At 63.0% G+C, this 21981-nt stretch carries 19 protein-coding genes, 2 tRNA genes and 2 riboswitches; of the genes, 11 read left to right on the plus strand and 10 right to left on the minus strand.

The window, feature by feature from the left end; translation table 11 throughout:
- Positions 1-170 precede the first annotated feature (170 nt).
- A complete protein-coding gene (locus tag ABID44_RS07100; protein WP_354151008.1) occupies positions 171-977 on the plus strand; it encodes a DUF72 domain-containing protein in 807 nt (268 codons plus the stop codon).
- A 117-nt stretch (positions 978-1094) separates the two neighbouring features.
- On the opposite strand, the gene ABID44_RS07105 is transcribed toward ABID44_RS07100, so the two are convergent.
- The 5 genes from ABID44_RS07105 to ABID44_RS07125 form a co-directional block, all read right to left on the minus strand.
- Positions 1095-1928 (minus strand): PopZ family protein, encoded by an 834-nt coding sequence (locus ABID44_RS07105; protein WP_354151009.1) that lies wholly within the window; start codon positions 1926-1928, stop codon positions 1095-1097.
- A 257-nt stretch (positions 1929-2185) separates the two neighbouring features.
- Entirely contained in the window at positions 2186-3574 is a 1389-nt protein-coding gene (locus ABID44_RS07110; protein ID WP_354151010.1) for a TolC family outer membrane protein, read from the minus strand.
- Between the two features lie 167 nt (positions 3575-3741).
- Positions 3742-4410 carry a protein-L-isoaspartate O-methyltransferase family protein gene (locus tag ABID44_RS07115; RefSeq protein WP_354151011.1) on the minus strand — a complete coding sequence of 223 codons (669 nt, stop codon included), beginning with the start codon at positions 4408-4410 and terminating at the stop codon, positions 3742-3744.
- A gap of 89 nt (positions 4411-4499) precedes the next feature.
- Positions 4500-4573, minus strand: a tRNA-Cys gene (locus ABID44_RS07120).
- Positions 4574-4728: 155 nt separating this feature from the next.
- Positions 4729-4998 (minus strand): hypothetical protein, encoded by a 270-nt coding sequence (locus ABID44_RS07125; protein ID WP_354151012.1) that lies wholly within the window; start codon positions 4996-4998, stop codon positions 4729-4731.
- A gap of 237 nt (positions 4999-5235) precedes the next feature.
- On the opposite strand from ABID44_RS07125, the gene ABID44_RS07130 reads away from it, so the two are divergent.
- The 6 genes from ABID44_RS07130 to parE all read left to right on the plus strand — a co-directional run bounded on the left by ABID44_RS07130 (position 5236) and on the right by parE (position 12850).
- Positions 5236-5310: transfer RNA gene (locus ABID44_RS07130), tRNA-Asn, on the plus strand.
- Positions 5311-5538: 228 nt separating this feature from the next.
- Positions 5539-5928 carry a helix-turn-helix domain-containing protein gene (locus ABID44_RS07135; protein ID WP_354151013.1) on the plus strand — a complete coding sequence of 130 codons (390 nt, stop codon included), beginning with the start codon at positions 5539-5541 and terminating at the stop codon, positions 5926-5928.
- Between the two features lie 102 nt (positions 5929-6030).
- Positions 6031-6118, plus strand: a riboswitch (glycine riboswitch).
- A 153-nt stretch (positions 6119-6271) separates the two neighbouring features.
- Positions 6272-7372: a glycine cleavage system aminomethyltransferase GcvT gene (gene gcvT, locus ABID44_RS07140; protein WP_354151014.1), complete on the plus strand. Its 1101-nt coding sequence runs from the start codon at positions 6272-6274 to the stop codon at positions 7370-7372.
- Positions 7373-7377: 5 nt separating this feature from the next.
- Positions 7378-7746 (plus strand): glycine cleavage system protein GcvH, encoded by a 369-nt coding sequence (gcvH, locus tag ABID44_RS07145; RefSeq protein ID WP_354151015.1) that lies wholly within the window; start codon positions 7378-7380, stop codon positions 7744-7746.
- 14 nt (positions 7747-7760) lie between these two features.
- A complete protein-coding gene (gene gcvP, locus ABID44_RS07150) occupies positions 7761-10568 on the plus strand; it encodes an aminomethyl-transferring glycine dehydrogenase (RefSeq protein WP_354151016.1) in 2808 nt (935 codons plus the stop codon).
- Positions 10569-10768: 200 nt separating this feature from the next.
- Positions 10769-12850, plus strand: a complete 2082-nt coding sequence (parE, locus tag ABID44_RS07155; protein WP_354151017.1) for a DNA topoisomerase IV subunit B — start codon at positions 10769-10771, stop codon at positions 12848-12850.
- An 84-nt stretch (positions 12851-12934) separates the two neighbouring features.
- Here the strand turns inward: parE and ABID44_RS07160 are convergent, their stop codons facing one another.
- Positions 12935-14059 (minus strand): DUF2336 domain-containing protein, encoded by a 1125-nt coding sequence (locus ABID44_RS07160; RefSeq protein WP_354151018.1) that lies wholly within the window; start codon positions 14057-14059, stop codon positions 12935-12937.
- A 147-nt stretch (positions 14060-14206) separates the two neighbouring features.
- On the opposite strand from ABID44_RS07160, the gene ABID44_RS07165 reads away from it, so the two are divergent.
- Together ABID44_RS07165 and ABID44_RS07170 are read left to right on the plus strand one after the other, a co-directional pair.
- Positions 14207-14659, plus strand: a complete 453-nt coding sequence (locus tag ABID44_RS07165; RefSeq protein WP_354151019.1) for a MaoC family dehydratase — start codon at positions 14207-14209, stop codon at positions 14657-14659.
- A complete protein-coding gene (locus ABID44_RS07170) occupies positions 14659-15540 on the plus strand; it encodes an HpcH/HpaI aldolase/citrate lyase family protein (RefSeq protein ID WP_354151020.1) in 882 nt (293 codons plus the stop codon). The genes ABID44_RS07165 and ABID44_RS07170 overlap by 1 nt, the downstream gene beginning before the upstream one ends.
- Positions 15541-15548: 8 nt before the next feature.
- Here the strand turns inward: ABID44_RS07170 and ABID44_RS07175 are convergent, their stop codons facing one another.
- The gene (locus ABID44_RS07175; protein WP_354151021.1) at positions 15549-16133 is read right to left on the minus strand and encodes a nitroreductase family protein; all 585 of its coding nucleotides are present in this window, start codon (positions 16131-16133) and stop codon (positions 15549-15551) included.
- Positions 16134-16310: 177 nt separating this feature from the next.
- Between ABID44_RS07175 and ABID44_RS07180 the strand changes: the two genes are divergently transcribed.
- Together ABID44_RS07180 and ABID44_RS07185 are read left to right on the plus strand one after the other, a co-directional pair.
- Complete coding sequence (locus tag ABID44_RS07180) at positions 16311-17237, plus strand: RgsD C-terminal domain-containing protein (RefSeq protein WP_354151254.1); 927 nt, start codon at positions 16311-16313, stop codon at positions 17235-17237.
- A 50-nt stretch (positions 17238-17287) separates the two neighbouring features.
- A riboswitch (FMN riboswitch) is annotated at positions 17288-17455 on the plus strand.
- A 77-nt stretch (positions 17456-17532) separates the two neighbouring features.
- Positions 17533-18012, plus strand: a complete 480-nt coding sequence (locus ABID44_RS07185) for a 6,7-dimethyl-8-ribityllumazine synthase (RefSeq protein ID WP_354151022.1) — start codon at positions 17533-17535, stop codon at positions 18010-18012.
- Positions 18013-18086: 74 nt separating this feature from the next.
- Here the strand turns inward: ABID44_RS07185 and thrS are convergent, their stop codons facing one another.
- The 3 genes from thrS to yidD form a co-directional block, all read right to left on the minus strand.
- The gene (gene thrS, locus ABID44_RS07190) at positions 18087-20075 is read right to left on the minus strand and encodes a threonine--tRNA ligase (protein WP_354151023.1); all 1989 of its coding nucleotides are present in this window, start codon (positions 20073-20075) and stop codon (positions 18087-18089) included.
- Positions 20076-20220: 145 nt separating this feature from the next.
- Entirely contained in the window at positions 20221-21411 is a 1191-nt protein-coding gene (locus ABID44_RS07195; protein WP_354151024.1) for a serine hydrolase, read from the minus strand.
- A 163-nt stretch (positions 21412-21574) separates the two neighbouring features.
- On the minus strand, positions 21575-21967 hold the full coding sequence (gene yidD, locus ABID44_RS07200) for a membrane protein insertion efficiency factor YidD (RefSeq protein WP_378226287.1): 393 nt from the start codon (positions 21965-21967) through the stop codon (positions 21575-21577).
- Between the last annotated feature and the right edge of the window lie 14 nt (positions 21968-21981).

Raw genomic sequence — 21981 nt, forward strand, 5'->3', positions numbered from 1 at the left:
CCAGCCTATCGGGAGGCGGTGTGCGGCGGCTGCGTTATTCTTGGCGTGACATCATCTATGCAACGCACCTGTCGCCAGAGCGGAACTGTCAGCAGACAACGCGGGACGGTTTGCACCGCTTCCCTCGTGATGAAATACTCCTCAACGATCGGCACCCCTGGGAGTGAAGAATGGCCAAATCAGGAACGATCCGCGCCGGCATGGGCGGCTGGACCTTCGAGCCTTGGAACACGTCTTTTTACCCCGAGAAGCTACCGAAGACCAGGCAACTCGGATATGCGACGCGACAGGTGCCGACGATTGAGGTCAACGGCACCTATTACTCCTCGTTCAAGGAGCCAACCTTCGTCAAATGGGCGAAGGAAGCGCCAGATTGCTTTATCTATTCGCTCAAAGGCAACCGTTTCGTGACCAACCGCCGCGTACTGGGAGAGGCTGGCGAGTCGATGATGCGATTTCTCGGCTCGGGAATTGCGGCTTTGGGCGAAAAGCTCGGGCCCATTCTATGGCAATTTGCACCAACGAAAAAGTTCGATCCGGAGGATTTCGAGGCCTTTCTCAAACTGCTGCCGGGTAGTCAGGATGGCGTGAAGCTGCATCATGCGCTGGAAGTGCGGCACGACAGCTTTGTCACGCCCGATTTTGTGGCGCTTGCCCGAAATTACGGGGCAGCCATTGTCTATGCCGACCATGCCAGATATCCGGCCATCGCAGACCTGACCGGCGACTTCGTCTACGCCCGCCTGCAAACGGGCAGTGACGACAACCCCGACTGCTACACCCCGCGAGCGCTGGACGAGTGGGCCGAAAGAGCCCGGATCTGGGCGGGCGGCAAGACACCCGCCGACCTTCCGACCGCCGGCCCGGTGAACCCGGCTCCTGCCCAGCCGCGTGATGTGTTCATCTATTTCATTACCGAAGGAAAGATGCGAGCGCCGCATGGCGCGATGGCGCTGATGCGGCGCATAGACGGGTGAGGCCAGAGTTACAAAACTGATTCAGAGGTCTGGCATTCTGATTCAAGCGCCGCATGCAAGCCTTTGGAAAAGCTTGAAAAGTCCAGGCGCTTCGCCGTCCCTCGTTCCCGCTGCAGCTTACGTCCCGCGAGCTACCCGCTCTATCTCCTCACGCACAAGCTTCTCGACAAGGGTCGGCAGATTGTTGTCGAGCCATTCCTGCAGCATGGGCCGCAGCATCTCTTCGGCCATTTCATCGAGCGACCTCTTGCTGCGCGCCGCAAAGGCCTCGGAAAGTTCTTCGAACGCCGCCGCAACCTGCCGGCTGGTTTTTTCCGAAACCAGCACCGGCCTCGCGGCGGCAGCCTCGGAAGTTTCAGGCGTCAGCACGGGTTTGGCCGCGACCGTTCCCGAAACAGCAGATTCTATCGCCGGCTTCTGCCCGTCGGCAGGCTCCGAATCGATCGGCGCATCGGCCAGCCGGCCAGCCGGCGGAGGCAAATCTGTTCCCGTGCCTTCTCTGCTGTCGAAGGTAGGCTGATCGACCGGTACATGCCAATCATCAGCCGCTTCGGCGGGCTTGTGAATCGCTTCAAGCGAAGGCCGCGGAAACTCGTTCCGGGTGAAATCGATCTTCGTAAACGCCGATTGCGAATTGGCGAGAGAGCTGCCTTCCGGCTCCTTGTCGCCGGTCCGGCTGTCCTCCACTGCGGACCCTGCCTCGGCCGCAGATCGAGAAACTTCAGGCGCTCCGGCGTTGGGCGTCAGTGAAACCGACTCGGCTCCGGATCGTAGCTCGCTGCGAAATACATCAACCACAGCCGGCGCAGCCTCCTCTGAGGCTTCGGCACCGTCACCGGTGAATGGGTCTGTCGGTTTGCGGCCGGAATCGCTGTCCTCGATGATCCGGCGGATCGACGCCAGGATCTCTTCCATCGAAGGTTCGCGCTGAACATTGCTTGCCGTCGCCATCGTCACGTCCGCCGCCCTCGTGATTTGCCTGCTGGTCAGCTCTGAACGCAACCGAATCGTAACGGTCACGTCCGAATCATGTTGCAATGAACGTAGCGGACCATTGGCCGTGCGAGAATCCCCAAACTGGAACTCGGCTCCATTTCAACAGATTACGGCGAGGTGAAGCTTTTTCGCCGCGACCCTTCACGACAGCCGGCCAACAAAAAAAGGCGCCAAAGCGCCTTTTCCTTCGATCAAAATCCAACAGTCAGGTTTTAGCGGCCATCTGGCGTGCGCAGACCATACCACTTGTCCTTCACGGCGTTGTAGTGCTCTTCCGGCTGGTACTTGGCGACCTGCAGGCCGAGGCGATCGACCGAAAGGCGTCCCATCGCCTGAAGGATGGCATAGCTCGCCAGCACCACGTCGCGCTCCGCGCTGGCCAGATTGATCTTCGCGTTGATCACGTCGCGCTGGGAGTCCAGCACCTCCAGCGTCGTCCGCTGACCGACATTACGCTCCTCGATCACGCCATTCAGCGCGAGTTGCGCGGCGCTCACCAACTGGCGATTTGCAACCACCCCTTCCTGGGCGGCGGCATAGGCTGTCCAGGCGGCTGTGATGGCCTGACGCACCTGATCGCGGCTGACATCGACCTCGATACGGGCCTGACCCAGCTGCTCCTTCGATTTGCGCACCTGCGCAGAGGTGCGGCCGCCCTGATAGATCGGGATCGACAGGGTGGCCCCGATATTGGCCGAGTTGGAATAGCCATCGCTGGTGCTGGCGCCGGCCAGCCCGCCTCGTGTATCGCTGTAGTTGCGCGACACGCCAGCCGAAGCCGTAACCGAAGGCAGCAACGCGCCTTCGGCAGACTTCACGCCATATGCGGCCGCATCCACCAGATGGCTGGTTGCGATGATTGCCGGGTGCTCCTTGGCGGCGATCGCGACAGCGGTGTCGAGACTGGCGGGAAGAAGTTTCGAAAGCGGGGAAGCCGCCTTGAGCTGGCCCGGCTCATCACCGATCAACTGCCTGTACTGAGCCGCGCTCGCCAGAGCGTCGGCGCGGGCGGCGCTGAGCTGGGCTTCCGCGCCCGAGCGAGCGGCGTCAGCCTGCGCCACATCGGTGCGGGTTCCTTCGCCGACTTCGAGTCGCGAACGGGCAGCGCGCGTCTGTTCATTGAGGAATTCGAGATTCTGCTTCGTCAGAGCCGCAACCTGGCGGTCATGGATGACATTCATGTACGCCTGAGCAGCGCTGAACAGGATGTTCTCTTCGGTATTGCGCAGGCTTTCCTGCGAAGCCCGGACCCGCGCTTCGGCGGCCGAAACATTGTTCTTCGTCTGAAAACCGTCGAACAAGGTCTGATTGACCTGCACGCCGAAGCTGCCGCTTGTCAGGCGCGTCGACATATCATGCCGCCGCCGTTCCGTGTAATCGATGCTCGCCGAGCCCATCACGCTCGGCCGATAGCCGGACTTGGCGATGGCGACATCCTCATCGGTGACGCGGACGCCCGCACGCGCAGAATTGAGCTGGGAGTTGTTGCGATAAGCTTTTGACAACGCTCCGGTGATAGTTTCGGCCGAAGCCGTCACCGGCGCAAACGCCGCTGCGGTGATCAAAAGGGCGGCAAAAACGGTCTTGCTAAAGGACTGCACGTCGACCCTCAACTTTACAAATCGATGGCGGCGCAACTCAGGTCCGGAGCCAACCTATCGCGCCTCTGTATTCACATACCCCGCCGACGCATGCCTCTGATGGGCCGCAACCGGATTCGCTCACAGCAAGCCAACATGAGTGGACCTCCGCTGCAAGTTAAATCAGATCAGAACTCGAAAACTTTGTTGCGTTCAAATCCGGGTAGTGGCCGAATTGCCGCATTGAACGCGCGACGTCCCGTCACCAACCCGTCGGCTTTCAGAAAAACACGGGCGACGCCGGCGTTGCCGCTGCCTTCGACGGCGACCAGACGGCCACCGTCGGCAAGCTGCTCATAAAGCGCTTCCGGCACTTCGTCGGCGCTGCCCTGAAGCACGATGACGTCATATGGAGCGCCGGCCTTCCAGCCATCGCGAAGCGCCCCTTCCATGACAGAAACATTGCCGCAACCCAGCGCCGCAAGCGCCTCGCGCGCCCTGCCGGCCAGTTCGGGATCGCTTTCCAATGCGGTGACCGAAGAAGTCAGCTGCGAAAGAATCGCCGACGAATAACCGGTGCCGCAGCCGATATCGAGCACGGCGTCGCCGGAGGCTATCTCCGCCAGTTGCAGAAGCCGCGCGAGCGGTGACGGCTCCATAAGAAATCGCGCGCCGGATTCGCCGTCGGCGATGCGAATATCCTCGTCGATATAGGCCAGTTCACGCATCGATTCATCAACGAACAGCTCACGCGGCACAGACAGGAAAGCATCCAGCAGCGGCGTGCTCGTCACATCGGTGGTGCGAAGCTGCCCGTCGACCATCTTGACCCGACGTTCGGTGAAATCAGCGCTCATATGCAAGCTGCCCCGCTTTGGCGCGCATCGCGCGCTCACAGTCCACAGGAACGCGGGCAATCCTGCCGCTTGCAGGACGCCATGGAACTTGGAGGCCTCGCCCGGAATCGAACCGGGGTGCAAGGATTTGCAGTCCTCTGCGTAACCACTCCGCCACGAGGCCTCACGCTGTCCAAGCGTTCCAGCGGCCTCATTAGGTTAGGGTGTTTTCGTCGTCAAGCCGAACAGAGCCATTCTGAAAAATATCCTTGGGGGAGCGTATCCGAACCAGCCCGCGAATCCCCGAACTGGCAGGGCAAAGGAAGCAATGCCGCGGCCCTACCGCCGCTTGCGTCGTTCCCACCAGACGGCGGAGCGGCGACGCCACCGCCGCACGCGAGCGAACTCATAGGAAAGAACGAGCAGGCCGAGGGGAATCATCCAGAAACCCAGCACGGGCAGAAAGCCGAAGCAGCCAAGTGCGATCAGACCCACGCCTATGAAAATGCGCGCGCGTCGCGACCGGGGCAGCATGAACTCCTTGCCCATAAGCCTGATCTTTCGCGGCGGCGGTTCGCTGCAATCGTTTAGGGGATCTTCCTGAATCATGTCGCTCCAAGTGCCGAAGCTCCTGTCCCTGGGCATAATCACACCCCAAGACCCGAAACCCGTTGCCTCTCAATCTGTTCCAATGACTATCTTGCGCCGCCCGGACAGGCCAATATGGCCATGCAATTGCGACATTTCGAGCGCGAGTGTGCAAATGGTGCAAAAAAACAAAAAGCGGCTTTGCAAAGCTGAAAGGTGTTTGCTATAGGCTGCCCCGTTCTCGCAAGAGTCTGCTGTTCCCCGGTAGCTCAGCGGTAGAGCAACCGGCTGTTAACCGGTTGGTCGCTGGTTCGAATCCGGCCCGGGGAGCCACTTCATCAAGCTATCATGATCAGCCTGCCTTGAGTTGTCGCCGGATGGCGGCGATTGCAACCTGCATGTTGTTTGCCGTGCAGGCAAAAATACTATCCTTTATTTTCAATGGCTTGCTCTGAAAGTTGACCTTCCGGGTTGCGCGCGGGGGGTGCTCTCCTATGCTTCGCCGGTGGCGTCGACGAGATGCCGCGTCGATAAAACCGCAACAAGATTGAGGTGCAGCGGGTGAACGACCCCGAAAATATTCTTGAAGAATCGCCGGATACCGACACATTCGGCGGCCGCTTTTCCAGAGCTCTCGATGCCTGCGAACTGGATATGCGAGAGTTCGCACGCCACCTCGGCGTCAGGCCCAACACCGTCCGGGGATGGGAAAGCGACCGATCGATGCCCAATTTCCATCGCCTGAACAAGATTGCCGGCCTGCTCGGCGTCAGCATCGCATGGCTTCTGCATGGCGTGGGCCGCGGCCCCAGCGAGACGGAACTCCGCAACGACACACCGCAGAATGTCACAGAACAGCTCGCCAGATTGAAATTGCTCCACGCCCAGACAGGCGAGCTCATTACACGGCTTCAACTCGATCTCGACCGTCTGGCGGCCGCCGGACGCTGAGCGCACGCGTTCATGAAACAATAGTTGTCGGCGACTGTTCCTTCAGGTGACAAGTCGCCGCGACTAGGCTATGCATTCGTCCGTCGGGAAGCTGCAAAGCTTCAACTGTTTGCGGGAGAGAACAGCACAAGGCTGTCGCCGAAGGGGAAATCGCCCGAAATCTCTCAGGCAAAAGAACCGTTGGCAGTAACGACACTCTGGAAAGTCGGGGCCTCATCCGCCCTGCGCCGAAGGTGTAAGTGCCGCCGACAGGGTTCCGGCAGCACGAGTCTCTCAGGCTTCAGACAGAGGGGCACGGAAGGGCCGCACGGTGCGGCCCGTTACGTGTTGTTCTGGAGAAGTCATGGCAGGCGAAGAAACAAGACACCTACCCCTGGAAGATCTGCACCAGAAGGCGGGAGCGCGGTTCGGCCCGTTCGCCGGCTGGTCCATGCCGCTGACCTATCCGGCTGGCGTCATGAAGGAGCATCAGCATACCCGCGAGCATGTCGGCGTTTTCGACATCTCCCACATGAAGCTCATCGAGCTCTCCGGCGCTGGCGCCGGCGCGCTTCTCGATCGCGCCTGCCCGCTCGACGCGGCGGCGCTGCCGTTGCTCCAGTCCAAATATTCCTTCCTGCTGAACGACAATGCCGGCATCCTCGATGACGTGATCGTCACACGTCTCGGCGACGCCCGCTTCATGCTGGTGGCCAATGCCGGCAACGCGGCGCAGGACGAGGCGCATCTGCGTGAACTCACGGAAGGGCTGGACGTCACCATCAATCCGCTTGACCGCGTCTTCCTCGCCATTCAGGGCCCGGAAGCCGAAGCAGCGCTCAACAGCATCGGTATCGAAACCGGCGGCCTCTCCTTCATGCACGGCGCCGAGCCGCGCGCCGACTGGTTCCTGACCCGCTCGGGTTATACCGGCGAAGACGGCTTCGAGATCGGCCTGCCGGAAAAAGACGCCCGCGAGTTGCTCGACAAGCTGTTCGCCGACGAGCGCGTGATGTGGATCGGGCTGGCGGCCCGCGACAGCCTTCGCCTTGAAGCCGGGCTTTGCCTGCACGGCAACGACATCTCGCCGGAAGCCAATCCGGTCGATGCCGGCCTCATGTGGGCTGTGCCGAAGAGCGTGCGCGCAGACGGCCGGTTCGTCGGCGCCGAAGCGCTGCGCGACCTGATCGCCCGCGGCGCGGTCGAGAAGCGCGTCGGGCTCAAGCCCGAAGGTCGCCAACCGGTGCGCGCCGGCGCAGCCCTGTTCGATGCCGACGGCAATCCTGCCGGCCGCATCACCTCCGGCGGCTTCGGCCCCTCGGCCGGCCATCCGGTCGCCATGGGCTATGTTCCCGCCACCCTGGCAGCCAACGGTACAAGGCTGTACGCCGATGTGCGCGGCACAAAGATGCCGGTCGATGTGCATGCCCTGCCCTTCACTCCGCATCGCTACCGTAAAGGATAATTCTCATGGCGACGATCTACTATACCGAGGACCACGAATGGCTGCGCGTCGAGGGCGACGTCGCCACGGTCGGCATCACCGATTATGCACAGGAGCAGTTGGGAGACCTCGTCTTCGTCGAGCTTCCTGAAAGCGGCAAGGGGCTGACCAGAGGCGACACGGCCGTCGTCGTGGAATCGGTCAAGGCCGCCTCCGACGTCTATGCGCCGGTCGATGGCGAAGTGACCGAAGCGAACGAGGCGCTCTCCTCCGACCCGGCGCTCGTCAACTCCGCCGCAACCGGTGACGGCTGGCTATGGAAGATGAAGCTTTCCGACAAGAGCCAACTCGACGGCCTCATGGATGAGGCAGCCTACAACGCCCATATAGGCTGACAGGACAACTGAAGATGACCACGGCACCTTACGCTTTCGCAGATCGCCACATCGGCCCCGGCGACGACGATGTCCGCGCAATGCTCGCGCGGATCGGCGTTCCTTCGGTGGATGCGCTGATCGATCAGGCGGTTCCGAAATCGATCCGCCTCGACCGCCCCCTGAACCTTCCGGCTCCGGCGACGGAAGCCGAAGCTCTCGAAGAGCTTTCGGCCACCATGTCGCGCAACACGGTGATGAAGAGCTTCATCGGCGCGGGCTATCACGGCGTGCAGGTGCCGCCGGTCATCCAGCGCAACATGTTCGAGAACCCGGCCTGGTACACGGCGTACACGCCCTATCAGGCCGAGATCAGCCAGGGCCGTCTGGAAATGCTGTTCAATTTCCAGACCCTGGTGTCGGAGCTGACCGGTCTTCCGGTAGCTTCCGCCTCCCTGCTCGATGAAGCGACGGCGGCCGCGGAAGCAGTGGGCATCGCCGTTCGCCACCACCGCGACAAGCGTAACAAGATTGCAATCGCCGGCGTGCCGCTGCCGCAGACGTTCGACGTCCTGCAAACGCGCGCCGAACCGCTCGGCATCGAGATCGATGGCGACACAATCGACGAGAACACCGCCACGCTGATCGTATCCTGGCCGGACGCCAACGGCGTCTATGGCGACCACAAGGCGGCCATCGGAAAGGCGAAAGCGGCCGGCGCTCTGGTCATCTTCATTTCCGACCCGCTGTCGCTGACCGTCACCAGCGCGCCTGCAAGCCTCGGCGCGGATATCGCCGTGGGCTCCATGCAGCGTTTCGGCGTGCCGATGGGCTTCGGCGGGCCGCACGCGGCCTATTGCGCCGTCTCGGAGAAGCTGACGCGCCTCATGCCCGGCCGTCTTGTCGGCCAGTCGGTGGATGCGCATGGCCGCCCCGGATACCGTCTCGCCCTGCAAACGCGCGAGCAGCACATCCGCCGCGACAAGGCGACCTCCAACATCTGCACCGCGCAGGCGCTGCTCGCCAATATGGCGACGGCCTACGCGATCTGGCATGGCCCTTCCGGCCTGCAGGCCATCGCCAGCCGCGTTCACGCTCTGGCCAACGGTCTGGCTGAAGGCCTCGCCGCCGCCGGCGTCACGGTGCTCGGCTCCAGCCGCTTCGATACGGTGACGGTCGAAGTGAAGGGCAAGGCCGAAGCCATCGCCGCCGAAGCGGAAAAGGGCGACAGGCTGCTGCGTGTCATCGACGCCGATCATGTCAGCGTCTCCTTCGACGAAACCTCGAACGAGGCCGATGTCGTAGCGATCGCCGCCCTGTTCGGCGCGCAAGCCACGGCGTCCGCAGCCAGCAGCCTGCCGGGCAAGCCGCGCGGCGGCGAATTCCTGACCCAGCCGGCATTCCACGAGAATCGCTCCGAAACCGACATGATGCGCTATCTGCGCCGGCTGGCCGACAAGGATCTGGCGCTCGACCGCGCCATGATCCCGCTCGGCTCCTGCACCATGAAGCTCAACGCCGCGGCTGAAATGATGCCGGTGAGCTGGCCGAATATCGCCAATCTGCACCCGTTCGCGCCCAAGGCGCATTCGGCGGGCATTCGCGACATGATCGACGAACTGGAAGGCTGGCTTGCCGAGATCACCGGCTTCGACGCCGTGACCTTGCAGCCCAATGCCGGCAGCCAGGGCGAATATGCCGGTCTGCTCGCCATTCGCGGCTACCACAAGTCGCGCGGCGACGGGCATCGCAACATCTGCCTCATTCCCTCCTCCGCACATGGCACCAACCCGGCTTCCGCAGCCATGGCCGGCATGAGCGTGGTGGTGGTTCGCTGCACCGACGACGGCAATATCGACATCGACGACCTGAAGGCCAAAGCCGAACAGCACAGCGCCAATCTGGCGGCGCTGATGTTCACCTACCCGTCCACGCATGGCGTGTTCGAGGAAGGCGCCAAGGACATCTGCGCCATCGTGCACGCGCATGGGGGCCAGGTCTATTTCGACGGCGCCAACCTCAACGCGCTGGTCGGACTCGCGCGCCCCGGCGACATCGGCGCCGATGTCTGCCACATGAACCTGCACAAGACCTTCTGCATCCCGCATGGCGGCGGCGGACCGGGCGTCGGCCCGATCGGCGTCAAGGCGCATCTTGCGCCGCATCTGCCGGGCCACGTCGCGGAAGGTTCGGCGCACGCGGTTTCGGCCGCCCCCTTCGGCAGCGCCTCGATCCTGCCCATCACCTGGATGTATATCCGCATGATGGGGCCGGAGCTGAAAAAGGCGACCGAGATCGCCATCCTGTCGGCCAACTATCTGGTGGCGCGTCTGGGCAACCACTATTCGGTGCTCTACCGGGGCCGTGGCGGACGCGTGGCGCATGAGTGCATCCTCGACACCCGCGTGCTCAAAGACCGCTCGGGCATCACCGTGGACGACATCGCCAAGCGGCTGATCGACTACGGCTTCCATGCGCCGACCATGTCGTTCCCGGTTGCCGGCACGCTGATGGTGGAGCCGACGGAATCCGAGCCGAAGGGTGAGGTGGATCGTCTGTGCGAAGCGTTGATCGCCATCGCCGACGAAGCCGCGAAGGTGGAAAAAGGCGAATGGCCGGCAGACGACAATCCGCTGGTGAACGCGCCGCACACCGCCGCCGAAGCTCTCGCCGGCGACTGGACGCATCCCTATTCGCGCATGGAAGCCGCCTACCCCGCCGGCGACGCCGACACGCTGGTCAAATACTGGCCGCCGGTATCGCGCATCGACAACGTCGCCGGCGACCGCAACCTGATCTGCTCCTGCCCGCCCGTGTCCGAATACAGCGACGCGGCCGAATAGGCCGCAGGCACGAAGAATGTACGAGGCCGGCGTGAAAACGCCGGCCTTGTGCTTTTCAGGACTCTGCAGCCCCTTGCTCCTTGCGACATTCGTCTATATTCGGGGGAAACGATCCTGAACAGAACCGGAACCTCGGTCGCGCTGGCTTCCAAAGCGTGGCACACTCTCCGGTGATTCGCAGCTCCCGCTCACGGACCCGCATGGACGACAGCAACGATCTTTTCGCCCGCATCGATGACAAGCCGCAGCCGGTGCGCACACCGTCGCGCCCGGCCGATCCGCTCGTGCAAGCGGCGCGCAAGGCGGTGGCGACAGCTCCGGCCGCTCCGGCTCCCGCGCCCAAGGAGTTCGGGGAAAGCTACAGCGCCGCCGACATCGAGGTTCTGGAAGGCCTGGAGCCGGTGCGCCGACGCCCCGGCATGTATATCGGCGGCACCGATGAAAAGGCGCTGCACCACCTGTTCGCCGAGGTCATCGACAACTCGATGGACGAGGCCGTGGCTGGCCACGCCACCTTCATCGAGGTGGAGCTGAGCGCCGATGGCTTCCTCACCGTGACCGACAACGGGCGCGGCATTCCCGTCGACATGCACCCGAAATTCAAACGGCCAGCGATCGAGGTCATCATGACCACGCTGCATTCGGGCGGCAAGTTCGACTCCAAGGTCTACGAGACCTCCGGCGGCCTGCACGGCGTCGGTGTGTCCGTGGTCAATGCGCTGTCGGAGGAAATGGAAGTCGAGATCGCGCGCGGGCGCAAGCTCTACCGACAGCGTTTCTCGCGCGGCAAGCCGCTTGGCGATCTGGAGCATCTGGGCGACATCCACAACCGGCGCGGCACCAGGATCAGCTTCAGGCCGGACGAGCAGATTTTCGGCAAGGGCGCGAAATTCGACCCCGCGCGCCTCTACAAGATGGCGCGCTCGAAGGCCTATCTGTTCGGCGGCGTGCAAATCCGCTGGAACTGTGAGCCTTCGCTGATCAAGGAAAAGGACGACACGCCGCCCAAGGCGGAATTCCACTATCCGGGCGGCCTCAAGGATTATCTGGCCGCTTCGCTGAACGGCGACTTTCAGGTTACCCGCGAAATCTTCGCCGGCAAGACCGAACGCCAGGGCGGCCATGGTTCCGTCGAATGGGCTGTGACGTGGTATGGCGGCGACGGTTTCGTCAATTCCTACTGCAACACCATCCCGACCGGAGAAGGTGGAACACACGAAACAGGCTTCCGCAACGTGCTGCTGCGTGGCCTGCGCGCCTATGCCGATCTGACCGGCAACAAACGCGCCTCGGTCGTCACCTCCGAGGATGTGATGATTTCGGCGGCGGGCATGCTGTCGGTCTTTATCCGCGAGCCGGAATTCGTCGGCCAGACCAAGGACCGGCTGGCCACCGTCGAGGCGGTGCGCATCGTGGAAAGCGGGATCCGCGACCAGTTCGACCACTGGCTGGCGGACAATCCGCAGGAAGCCACGAAGCTTCTGGACTGGGTGATCCAGCGCGCCGACGAGCGCGTGCGCCGGCGGCAGGAAAAAGAAGTGTCGCGCAAGACGGCCGTGCGCAAGCTGCGCCTGCCCGGCAAGCTGGCCGACTGCACGCAGAATGCGGCGGCGGGCGCGGAACTGTTCATCGTCGAGGGCGACTCGGCCGGCGGCTCCGCCAAGCAGGCGCGCGACCGCGCCACGCAGGCCGTTCTGCCGCTGCGCGGCAAAATCCTCAACGTCGCCAGCGCCGGTCACGACAAACTCACGGCAAACCAGACCATTTCGGACCTGATTCAGGCGCTTGGCTGCGGCACCCGCTCCAAATACCGCGATCAGGATCTCCGCTACGACCGCGTCATCATCATGACCGACGCCGACGTCGACGGCGCGCACATCGCTTCGCTGCTCATAACCTTCTTCTATCAGGAGATGCCGCAGCTCATCCGCGACGGCCATCTCTACATGGCGGTGCCGCCGCTCTATTCGCTCCGGCAGGGCGGCAAGGTCGCCTATGCGCGCGACGACGCCCACAAGGACGAGTTGCTGCGCACGCAGTTCACCGGGCGCGGCAAGGTGGAGATCGGTCGTTTCAAGGGCCTTGGCGAGATGATGGCGCATCAGCTCAAGGAAACCACAATGGATCCGAAGAAGCGCACGCTTCTGCGTGTCGATGTGCTGGACGAGGATAACGCCACCCGCGACGCTGTCGATGCGCTGATGGGCACGAAGCCGGAGGCCCGCTTCCGCTTCATCACCGAGCGCGCGGAATTTGCCCAGGCCGACGCGCTGGATATCTGACTTCATCATGTGAGCGCCGGGCCCGATACGGAACCCGGCTTCGCCATCTGCGCCAATAGAGCGTTTGCGCTCCGGCGACAGGCTTCAGGCGGCGGCGATGGCGAGTGCGTGGCCGCGCGCGTTCTCGCGCAGCGCGTCGAGATGGACGGATTTTATCAGTGTGGCGAGATCGCCCTGCGCGGCCGGCCCGCCGAGTTCCTCCAGCATCAGCCAGCTCACTTCCTGAACGCCAGCGATACGTTTGCCATTGGCAACCTCGCGCCAGACCCTTAGCGCGCAAAGAATGACGGGGTGGGTGGCATCGGCAAGGCCGGCGCTGGCCAGCAAAGCGCGTAACGCCACGTCATTGCCGGCGGCCAGAAGGCAAGCCACGCGCTGCTCGCCACGACGGGTGAGCACCACCAGAGCGCTGCCGAAGAAATCGATCTTGCCATGCGCGACGGTGCGAATGAGGAAGGAAGCCGTCAGATCGCCCCGGAGGCGCAAATGCTCCGCCAGGGCTGCATGCTCGTCCGCCAGCGTGGATTCGATCAGTGTGAGCGAGGCTCTGGTGCATGCGTCGCGGAGCATGCGTTCGGCGCGCGCGGCCCCCATCAGCGCCTGCACCAGCGGCGAGCCTTTGAGCGTCTCGCCAAGCTTCACCAGCAGCATGTGCCGGCAATCGACGGGGAGTCGCCGGTCGGCGATCAGCGCCTCACGCACCGCGCCGACATGGCCGAAGCGTTCGGCCATGCGCCGGAAGCTGAGAGACGCAATATCGGCGCCGCAATTTTTCAGCAGCGTCAGACAGGCGTCCGCCTCGCCGATCTCGGCAATCGCCGCCGCCACCGGCATCGACACGGACGGACGGTCGGCGATCAGATTCTGCGTGGCCAGGCTTGCGGAAGCAATCCGGTCGATAAGGTCGGCGTCCGTCAGCAAAGGCGAACGGGCGACGACGAGCGCCGCCACTTCCGGCTGATCGGCAGCAAGCCCGGCAACGACCTGCGGCGGCGCGTGGCGACTCATGGAAAGCGCCTCGGCCATGGCCTGGCGCACCTTGGAGGACGGGTCGTCGAGCAGCAGGGTAAGGGCTGCCTCGGCCGCGCATCGGTCCTCGAAGGGAAGCGTATGCTGCACATAGGCATTGGCGAGGGCAGCCGCCGCGGCAGCCCGTTCCGACACTTTCGCAGTGCCAACCCATTTCAGGAAATGCGAAACAACGATCACTTGCGCCAACCCCACAAGCCAGCCCCGGCTTTGACAGGCAGGATAGGGTCGATGGCTTAATAAAGCGTTCACCATGTTTTCATGTCGGGCCAAAGCTTGCCCGGCGGGCGGCAGCGCCCTATCAAAAAGCACGGAGAGGAGAGCGCAATGCCCGGTTTGTACCTTGAGGAATTCGAAGTCGGACATGTCTTTCGCCACACGCTGCGCAAGACCGTGACCGAAAGCGACAACATGCTGTTTTCGGTGATGACGCTGAATCCGCAGCCGCTCCATATCGATTTCGATTTCGCCTCGAAAACCGAATGGGGCAAGCCGCTGGTCAATTCTCTGTTCACGCTGGGACTGATGATCGGCATCGCCGTGAACGACATCACGGTCGGCACCACCGTCGCCAATCTCGGCATGAAGGACACGGTGTTCCCGCATCCGCTGTTCCATGGCGACACGGTGCGGGTGGAAACCACGGTCGTTTCGGTGCGCGAGTCGAAATCGAAGCCCGATCGCGGCATCGTGGAACTGGAACATCGGGCCTATAATCAGAACGATGTGCTGGTGGCCAGGTGCCTGCGTCAGGCCATGATGCTGAAGAGGCCCACTTGATGCGTTCGTTGCTGTTCGTTCCGGGCGATTCGGAAAAGAAGCTGGAGAAAGGCTTTTCCTCCGGGGCCGACGCGGTGATCGTGGATCTGGAGGATTCCGTTGCACCGGCCAACAAGGAAGCCGCGCGGCGCATTGCGTCGGATTTCCTCGCCACGCGCCCCAAGGAGGAGAAGCCTGCGGTCTACATCCGCGTCAACGACCTCACGACAGGCCTGGCCGACGCCGATCTTGCAGCTGTGGCCGGCGCACGCCCCGACGGGATCATGCTGCCAAAGTCGACCAGCGGCGCGGACGTGCAGCAGCTTTCGGCCAAATTGCGCGTGCATGAGGCGGAGCACGGACTGCCGGATGGCGGCATTTCCATCATTCCCATCGCCACCGAAACGGCGGCCTCGCTCTTTTCCGGCGGAACCTATGAGGGAGCTAGCGCCCGGCTTGCCGGACTCACCTGGGGCGCGGAAGACCTGTCGGCTTCCATCGGCGCGCGCGCCGCGCGGGACGGGAATGGGCGCTATACCGACGTGTTCCGTCTCGCCCGCACGATCACCCTGCTTGCGGCGTCGTCCGCCGACGTGGCGGCCATAGACAGCGTCTATCCCGATTTCCGCGATCTCGCCGGGCTGGAAGCGGAGTGCATCGAAGCCGAACGCGACGGCTTCACGGCCAAGATGGCGATCCACCCTGCGCAGGTGCCGATCATCAACGCCGCTTTCACGCCATCAACCGCGGCGATCGAACAGTCTGCGGCCGTGGTCGCAGCTTTCGAGGCCGCGGGAAATCCGGGCGTGGTCGGCATCGGCGGCAAGATGTACGACCGCCCGCATCTGCGCCTCGCCGAGCGGCTGCTGGCAAGAGCGCGGGCTGCGGGCGTGCTGGAATAAAGCCTGCCCTATCCCCGCCATGGGCCGGAATAGTCGGAATACAGCGTCGCCGGATCGGGGCGCGGGCGTTCCGGCGCCGTGCCTTCATAGGTGCCGATATGCACGAAGCCGACGACGCGTTCTTCCGGCGCGAGGCCGAGGATCGCCCTGCCCTGCGCCACGTCGGAATACCAGTTGGTGATCATGTTGGTGTGATAACCCAGCGCGTTCGCGGCTATGATGAGGTTCATGGCCGCCATGCCGCCAGACAGGAACTTTTCCCAATCGGGAATCTTGGGGTGCTCCTTCGGCGTCGAAACAACGCCGACAACCACGGGGGCCCGCGAGAAACGTGTCAGCTCCTGGTTGCGCCTGCCTTCCGGAAGCGGGCCTTCGCGCTCTTCGGCGAGAGCCGCCAGCTTGCGGCCAATCTCCTTGCGCGCTTCGCCGCGGTAGACGATGAAGCGCCAGGGCGCCAGCCTGCCGTGGTCGGGTACGCGGCTGGCGGCGGCGATGATCCGGGCGATCTCGGCATCGTCCGGCCCCGGCGCCTGCAAATCCTGAATTGGCACGGATGCTCTGGACAGCAGGAAATCCATGATCGTCGAGTTCATCAGCAAACATCTCCTGGAAGGATGGCGGCTGGGGCGCAGGCGTCTTTCGCCGGCCCGGGCATTGCCGGAAATGAAGACATCCGCCCAAGCGGATGCAGTCGGGCCTTGAAATTGCCACCGCCTTGCGGTTCAAGGCAAGTTATGATTGCTGCGGCACGCCGTCTTTCCCCCGTCCTCATGACCGCCCTGCTGTGCGCGGCCGCAACGATACCGGCTGCCGCCCAGGAAAGCGACGGGCTCGAAGACCTCAAACTGCCCGGCATTTCCAGCTATTCCACACCGCACGCCGAACGCTCGCTCGCAACCCGCGAAGCCGGTAGCGTGACTTTGAGCGCCCAGCTGATCGACGGCGGCGAGGACATCACGCGCGGCATGATCTGGCGCGTCTTCAAACCCGAACCGGATTCCGAGGGCAAGCTGCCGCTGGTCGCCTCCGCTCAAGGGGGAACCTCGATCTTCGATCTGGAGCCCGGCAGCTATCTCGTCCACGCCTCCTATGGCCGGGCAGGCGCCACCAAGCGCATCTCGGTGGGCCGGGAGGCGCAGCGCGAAAGCTTCGTCCTCGACGCCGGTGGCCTGAAACTCGACGCGATCGCTTCCGGCGGCAGCCGGATACCGCCGGCCAAGCTGCGCTTTTCGATTTATGAGGGCGGCGGGGAGGACAATGGCGAGCGGGCTCTGATCCTGCCCGACGTCCAGTCCAACAGCGTGGTGCGGCTCAGATCCGGCACCTATCATATCGTCTCCACCTATGGTTCGGTGAACGCCATCATCCGCTCGGATATCCGCGTCGAGGCCGGCAAGCTTACCGAGGCGACGGTTGAACACCATGCTGCGGAAGTCACGCTCAAGCTGGTGCGCGAGGCCGGCGGCGAGGCTATTGCGGACACGTCCTGGTCCGTTCTCAACGAGGCTGGAGAACAGGTGAAGGAAAGCGTCGGCGCGTTTGCTCCCATGGTTCTGGCAGATGGCGACTACACGGCGATCGCCAAGAACCGCGACCGCATCTACCAGATGGATTTCAAGGTGGAGCCGGGCCGCAATCGCGAAATCGAAGTGGTGGCTTCCGAAGCCTCGGCAGTCGACCCCGAGGCGGCTGACTGACCGTTCACCAATTTGCCGGTTGCAACAGCTTTCCTCCCGTGACAGAAAAGCTCTGTTCTCAGGGCGGGGCGAAATTCCCCACCGGCGGTATGCGGTGCGATGCCAAAGGCATCAAGGCCGTGAGCCCGCGAGCGCTTTCCCCGAAGATCAGGGAAAGGTCAGCAGATCAGGTGCGACGCCTGAGCCGACGGTCATAGTCCGGATGAAAGAGGACATGCAGGCGCCTCCATACGTGGATGGCAAGCCTTCATGTGATCGCCTTGGGTGACGTGTCTGTTGCTGAAAGGAGATCGCCATGACACAAGCCCACTTCAAGCAAGCCCACCCCGCGTTTGCGCAGACCGCGCGCTATGCCTTCATCAAGGCTAACTGGCATCGCGACATTGTCGACCGCGCTCTGGTGGGGTTCACCCAACTCATTCCAGCCGAACAGGTCGATGTCTTCGACGTTCCGGGCGCTTTCGAAATGCCGATGCTCGCCCGCGATTTGGCCCAGTCCGGCCGTTATGCGGCTGTAGCCGCAGCCGCTCTCGTGGTCGATGGCGGCATCTACCGGCATGATTTCGTGGCGCAGGCGGTGGTCGACGGCCTGATGCGCGCGGGCATGGACACAGGCGTCCCGGTGCTTTCAGTGTCGCTCACCCCGCACCACTATCAGGAAACCGAACATCATAACCGCATCTTTTCCGAGCATTTCGTGCAGAAAGGCCGCGAAGCCGCCGAAGCCGCGCTGATGATCGGCAGAACCCGCGCGCAGTTCGCCGCCGCCGCCTGATTCTTCATTCCCCGGAACGAGAACGGCGACGGACTTCCCCGTCGCCGTTTTTCGTTCGGATGCCCGCAGCGCAATCAGCTTGCGCGGGCGCGCTTGATGTCCGGCGGCGTCGCTTCATCCACAAGCGCCGCGATCGCCTCATCCAGCATCATTGACTGCTGGTCGCGGGAGCCCAGACGACGCATGTTGACCGAGCCCTCCTCCGCTTCGCGCTTGCCGCAAACGAGGATGACCGGCACCTTGGCGAGGCTGTGCTCGCGCACCTTGTAGTTGATCTTCTCGTTGCGAAGATCGGCCTCGGCCGTCAGACCGGCGGCCTTCAGCTTCGCGACGACCTGCTTCACATAATCGTCGGCGTCGGAGGTGATCGTCGCCACCACCACCTGCAAGGGCGCGAACCACAGCGGCATCTGGCCGGCATGGCTCTCGATGAGAATGCCGAGGAAGCGCTCCAGCGAGCCGCAGATGGCGCGGTGCACCATCACCGGCTGCTTCTTCTCCGAATCCGCGCCGATGTAGAACGCGCCGAAGCGTTCCGGCAGGTTGAAATCCACCTGCGTGGTGCCGCACTGCCATTCACGGCCGATGGCGTCTCTGAGCGTATATTCGAACTTCGGGCCGTAGAAGGTGCCCTCGCCTTCATTGACGCCGGTCTTGATGCGATTGTCCTCGCGCGCCATGCGCGCAAGCGCCCGCCGCAGAATGTCCTCGGCATGGTCCCACGCCGCATCGGTGCCGACGCGCTTTTCAGGACGCGTGGCGAGCTTCACCACCACTTCGTCGAAGCCGAAATCCTTATAGACCGACATCATCAGATCGTTGATCTTGAGGATTTCCGCCTCAAGCTGGTCCTCAGTACAGAAGATGTGCGCATCGTCTTGCGTGAAGGCCCGCACCCGCATAAGGCCATGCAGCGCGCCGGAAGCCTCATAGCGATGCACATTTCCGAATTCGGCAAGCCGGATAGGCAGATCGCGGTAAGACTTCAGGCCGTGCTTGAAGATCTGCACATGGCCGGGGCAGTTCATCGGCTTCAGCGCGAAGATGCGCTGGTCGGCGTCCGCGTCGTCGGGATGGGTGAAGGCGTGGGCCGACTTCACCGCGAACATGTTCTCCTGATACCAACCCCAGTGGCCGGACGTCTCCCACAGGCTCTTGTCGAGCACCTGCGGCGCGTTCACCTCCTGATAGTCGTCGCCCAGGCGGCGGCGCATATAGGAAATGAGGTTCTGGAACATCTTCCAGCCTTTGGCGTGCCAGAAGACGACGCCGGGCCCCTCCTCCTGGAAATGGAACAGGTCCATCTCGCGGCCAAGACGGCGATGGTCCCGCTTTTCAGCCTCTTCCAGCATGTGCAGATACTGGTCGAGTTGCTCCTGCGTGGCCCATGCAGTGCCGTAGATGCGTGTCAGCATCGGGTTGTTGGCGTCGCCGCGCCAGTATGCGCCGGCAACCTTCATCAGTTTGAAGGCGTTGCCGATCTGACCCGTGGACGCCATGTGCGGGCCGCGGCAGAGATCGAACCAGTCGCCCTGATAATAGATCTTGAGGTCCTGATCTTCCGGGATCGCCTCGACCAGTTCAACCTTGTAGGCTTCGCCCTTGTCGCGGAACACCTGTCTGGCCTTGTCGCGCGACCACACCTCCCTGGTGAAGGGCTTGTTGCGCTGAATGATCTCGCGCATCTTCTTCTCGATGGCGGCGAAATCCTCGGGGGTGAAAGGCTCGTTGCGGGCGAAGTCGTAGTAGAACCCGTTCTCGATCACCGGACCGATGGTCACCTGCGTTCCCGGCCACAATTCCTGTACCGCCTCGGCCAGCACGTGTGCGGCGTCGTGGCGGATCAGCTCCAGCGCGCGGGGATCGTCGCGGGTGACGATTTCCACCTTGCCGGAACCGCCCAGCGGATCGGACAGGTCACGCAAGACGCCATCGAACGTGTAGGCGACAGCCTTCTTGGCCAGCGATTTGGAAATGGATTCCGCGAGCGCGGCGCCGGTCGTCGCAGCGTCATAGTCGCGCGACGAACCATCGGGAAATGTAAGGGAAACGGTATTCGACACGAATCTTCTCCTATCCAGTCCCGCAAACGAGCGCGGGTGGGTTTGATACGGCTTAAATGCCGAGCCGGTCTGATAGTGCCTGTTCCGGCCTGAGTAAAGACGGCGAAGCATCGCGGCTGCGCCACCCCATCCGCCGGCTTTGTGCTCAGGGAACTTCCACGGTTATGCAATCGAGCTTGTTGCTCTTTAGCACAGCGCATGCGCGCGTGGCGGCAGCCTGATCTTCAAAACCCTCGAAGCGGGCGCGATAGAGCGTCCTGCCGCTGCGGGTGGTTGGCTCGATCTGCGCCAAAGCACCAGTATGGATGCTGCGGACGAGCCCGCCCACTTTGTCCAGGAGGAATTGGGCGGCGTTCCGGTTCGGCAGGGCCGCGATCTGAATCTGCCAGCCCGTAAGGGACGGGACAGGGAAGCCGCCGTCGCCCTGTTCGATCTCAGGCATATGCATGGCAATTTCCACCGCCGGCCTTGGTGTCGGCACGGGCGCATTCATCGCCACCAGAGGTGTTTCAACGCCAGTTCCCTTGCTGAAACGGGTTAGCAGCGACGCCATCTGGTTGTCTCGCGCGCGTGCCGTTTTTCCGCCCAGTACGACGCCAATCAGACGATGGCCGTTGAGGTTCAGGGAACTCGCGAGGTTGTAGCCGGCTGCATCGGTATAGCCGGTCTTGATGCCGTCGACGCCGCCATAGCGATACATGAGGTTATTGTGGCCCTTGCGCAGCTTGCCTCGGAACACGAATGACGGCTGCGCAAACAGGCGATATTCCTTCGGGAAATCCCGCTGTAGAGCCAGCCCAAGCATCGCCATGTCCCGCGCCGTGGTCGTCTGCTTCAGGCCATCCGTCAACCCCGACGGGTTCGTGAAAGCCGTATCCTTCATGCCGATCTGCCGGGCGCGCTGCGTCATCAGCCGCGCGAACCCGGCTTCCGACCCGGCGAGATATTCAGCCATAGCAGCCGCCGCATCATTGGCGGAGACGACGATCATGCCGTCCACGGCCTCACGCACGCTGATGGTGTCGCCGGGCTTCACCCACAGCTTGGTGGGAATCTTGATGGAGGCGTTGCGGGACACGGTGATGCGATCCTCCCACCGCAGCCGCCCGTCTCGGATCGCCTCGAAGGTGATGTAGAGCGTCATCATCTTGGCCAAAGATGCCGGTGGCTGGATGCGGCTGCCGCCCTCCTCTCCAACGAAAACTCCGCTGTCCACGTCGAACACCGCCCATGAGGTTTCGGCCAGCGCAACGCCTGCGCCCAGTACGATGGAGCCAGCCGCAAACAGGGCCGCAAGGAAGTGGCGGACACGCCGCCCACCGCAAAAACCCAGCATCAAGCCCCCTCGAACGAATCGCATTTCTGAAAAATATCACGGCAGAATGTAAGGCCGGAGCCTGAGAAAGCCGAAGCCGTTCCATCCTCACCATGGTAAACTTTTGCTAACAAACAATGAGGGAAATTTTAACGATTGCTCATCCGGCGCTACAGCCCGCAGGCTATCCACATCCTCTTTTCCTGCCGATCTCGCGATACCGCCACGGAAGGAACCAGCGGAAGCGCGGGGCAAGCTCTTCAGGAACATTGTCGATGCCATGCGTGCCCCCCGGCCCGCAGCGCAGGAAGCGGAACAGTCCCATCCAGCCGCCTGCCCACAGGCCGTGGCGGGCAATGGCCTCATAGGCGTATTCCGAGCAGGTGGGCAGATGCCGGCAGGTGTTGCCGACGAAACCGGAGAGGGTGAGCTGATACAGGCGCACAAGCGACGTTCCCAACAGGCGCCCCGGCGTCTTGCGCCACTGGCCTGCCCAGTTGCGTCCTTTCAGGGTTTCTTGCCGTGTCTGTGGATGGCGGTGCGTCACGCTTCTGCCCTGCCCAATTCTCCGCCACATACAGATGCGGTTTC

It is taken from the genome of Aquamicrobium ahrensii, from assembly GCF_040545755.1.
GTDB lineage: Bacteria > Pseudomonadota > Alphaproteobacteria > Rhizobiales > Rhizobiaceae > Mesorhizobium > Mesorhizobium ahrensii.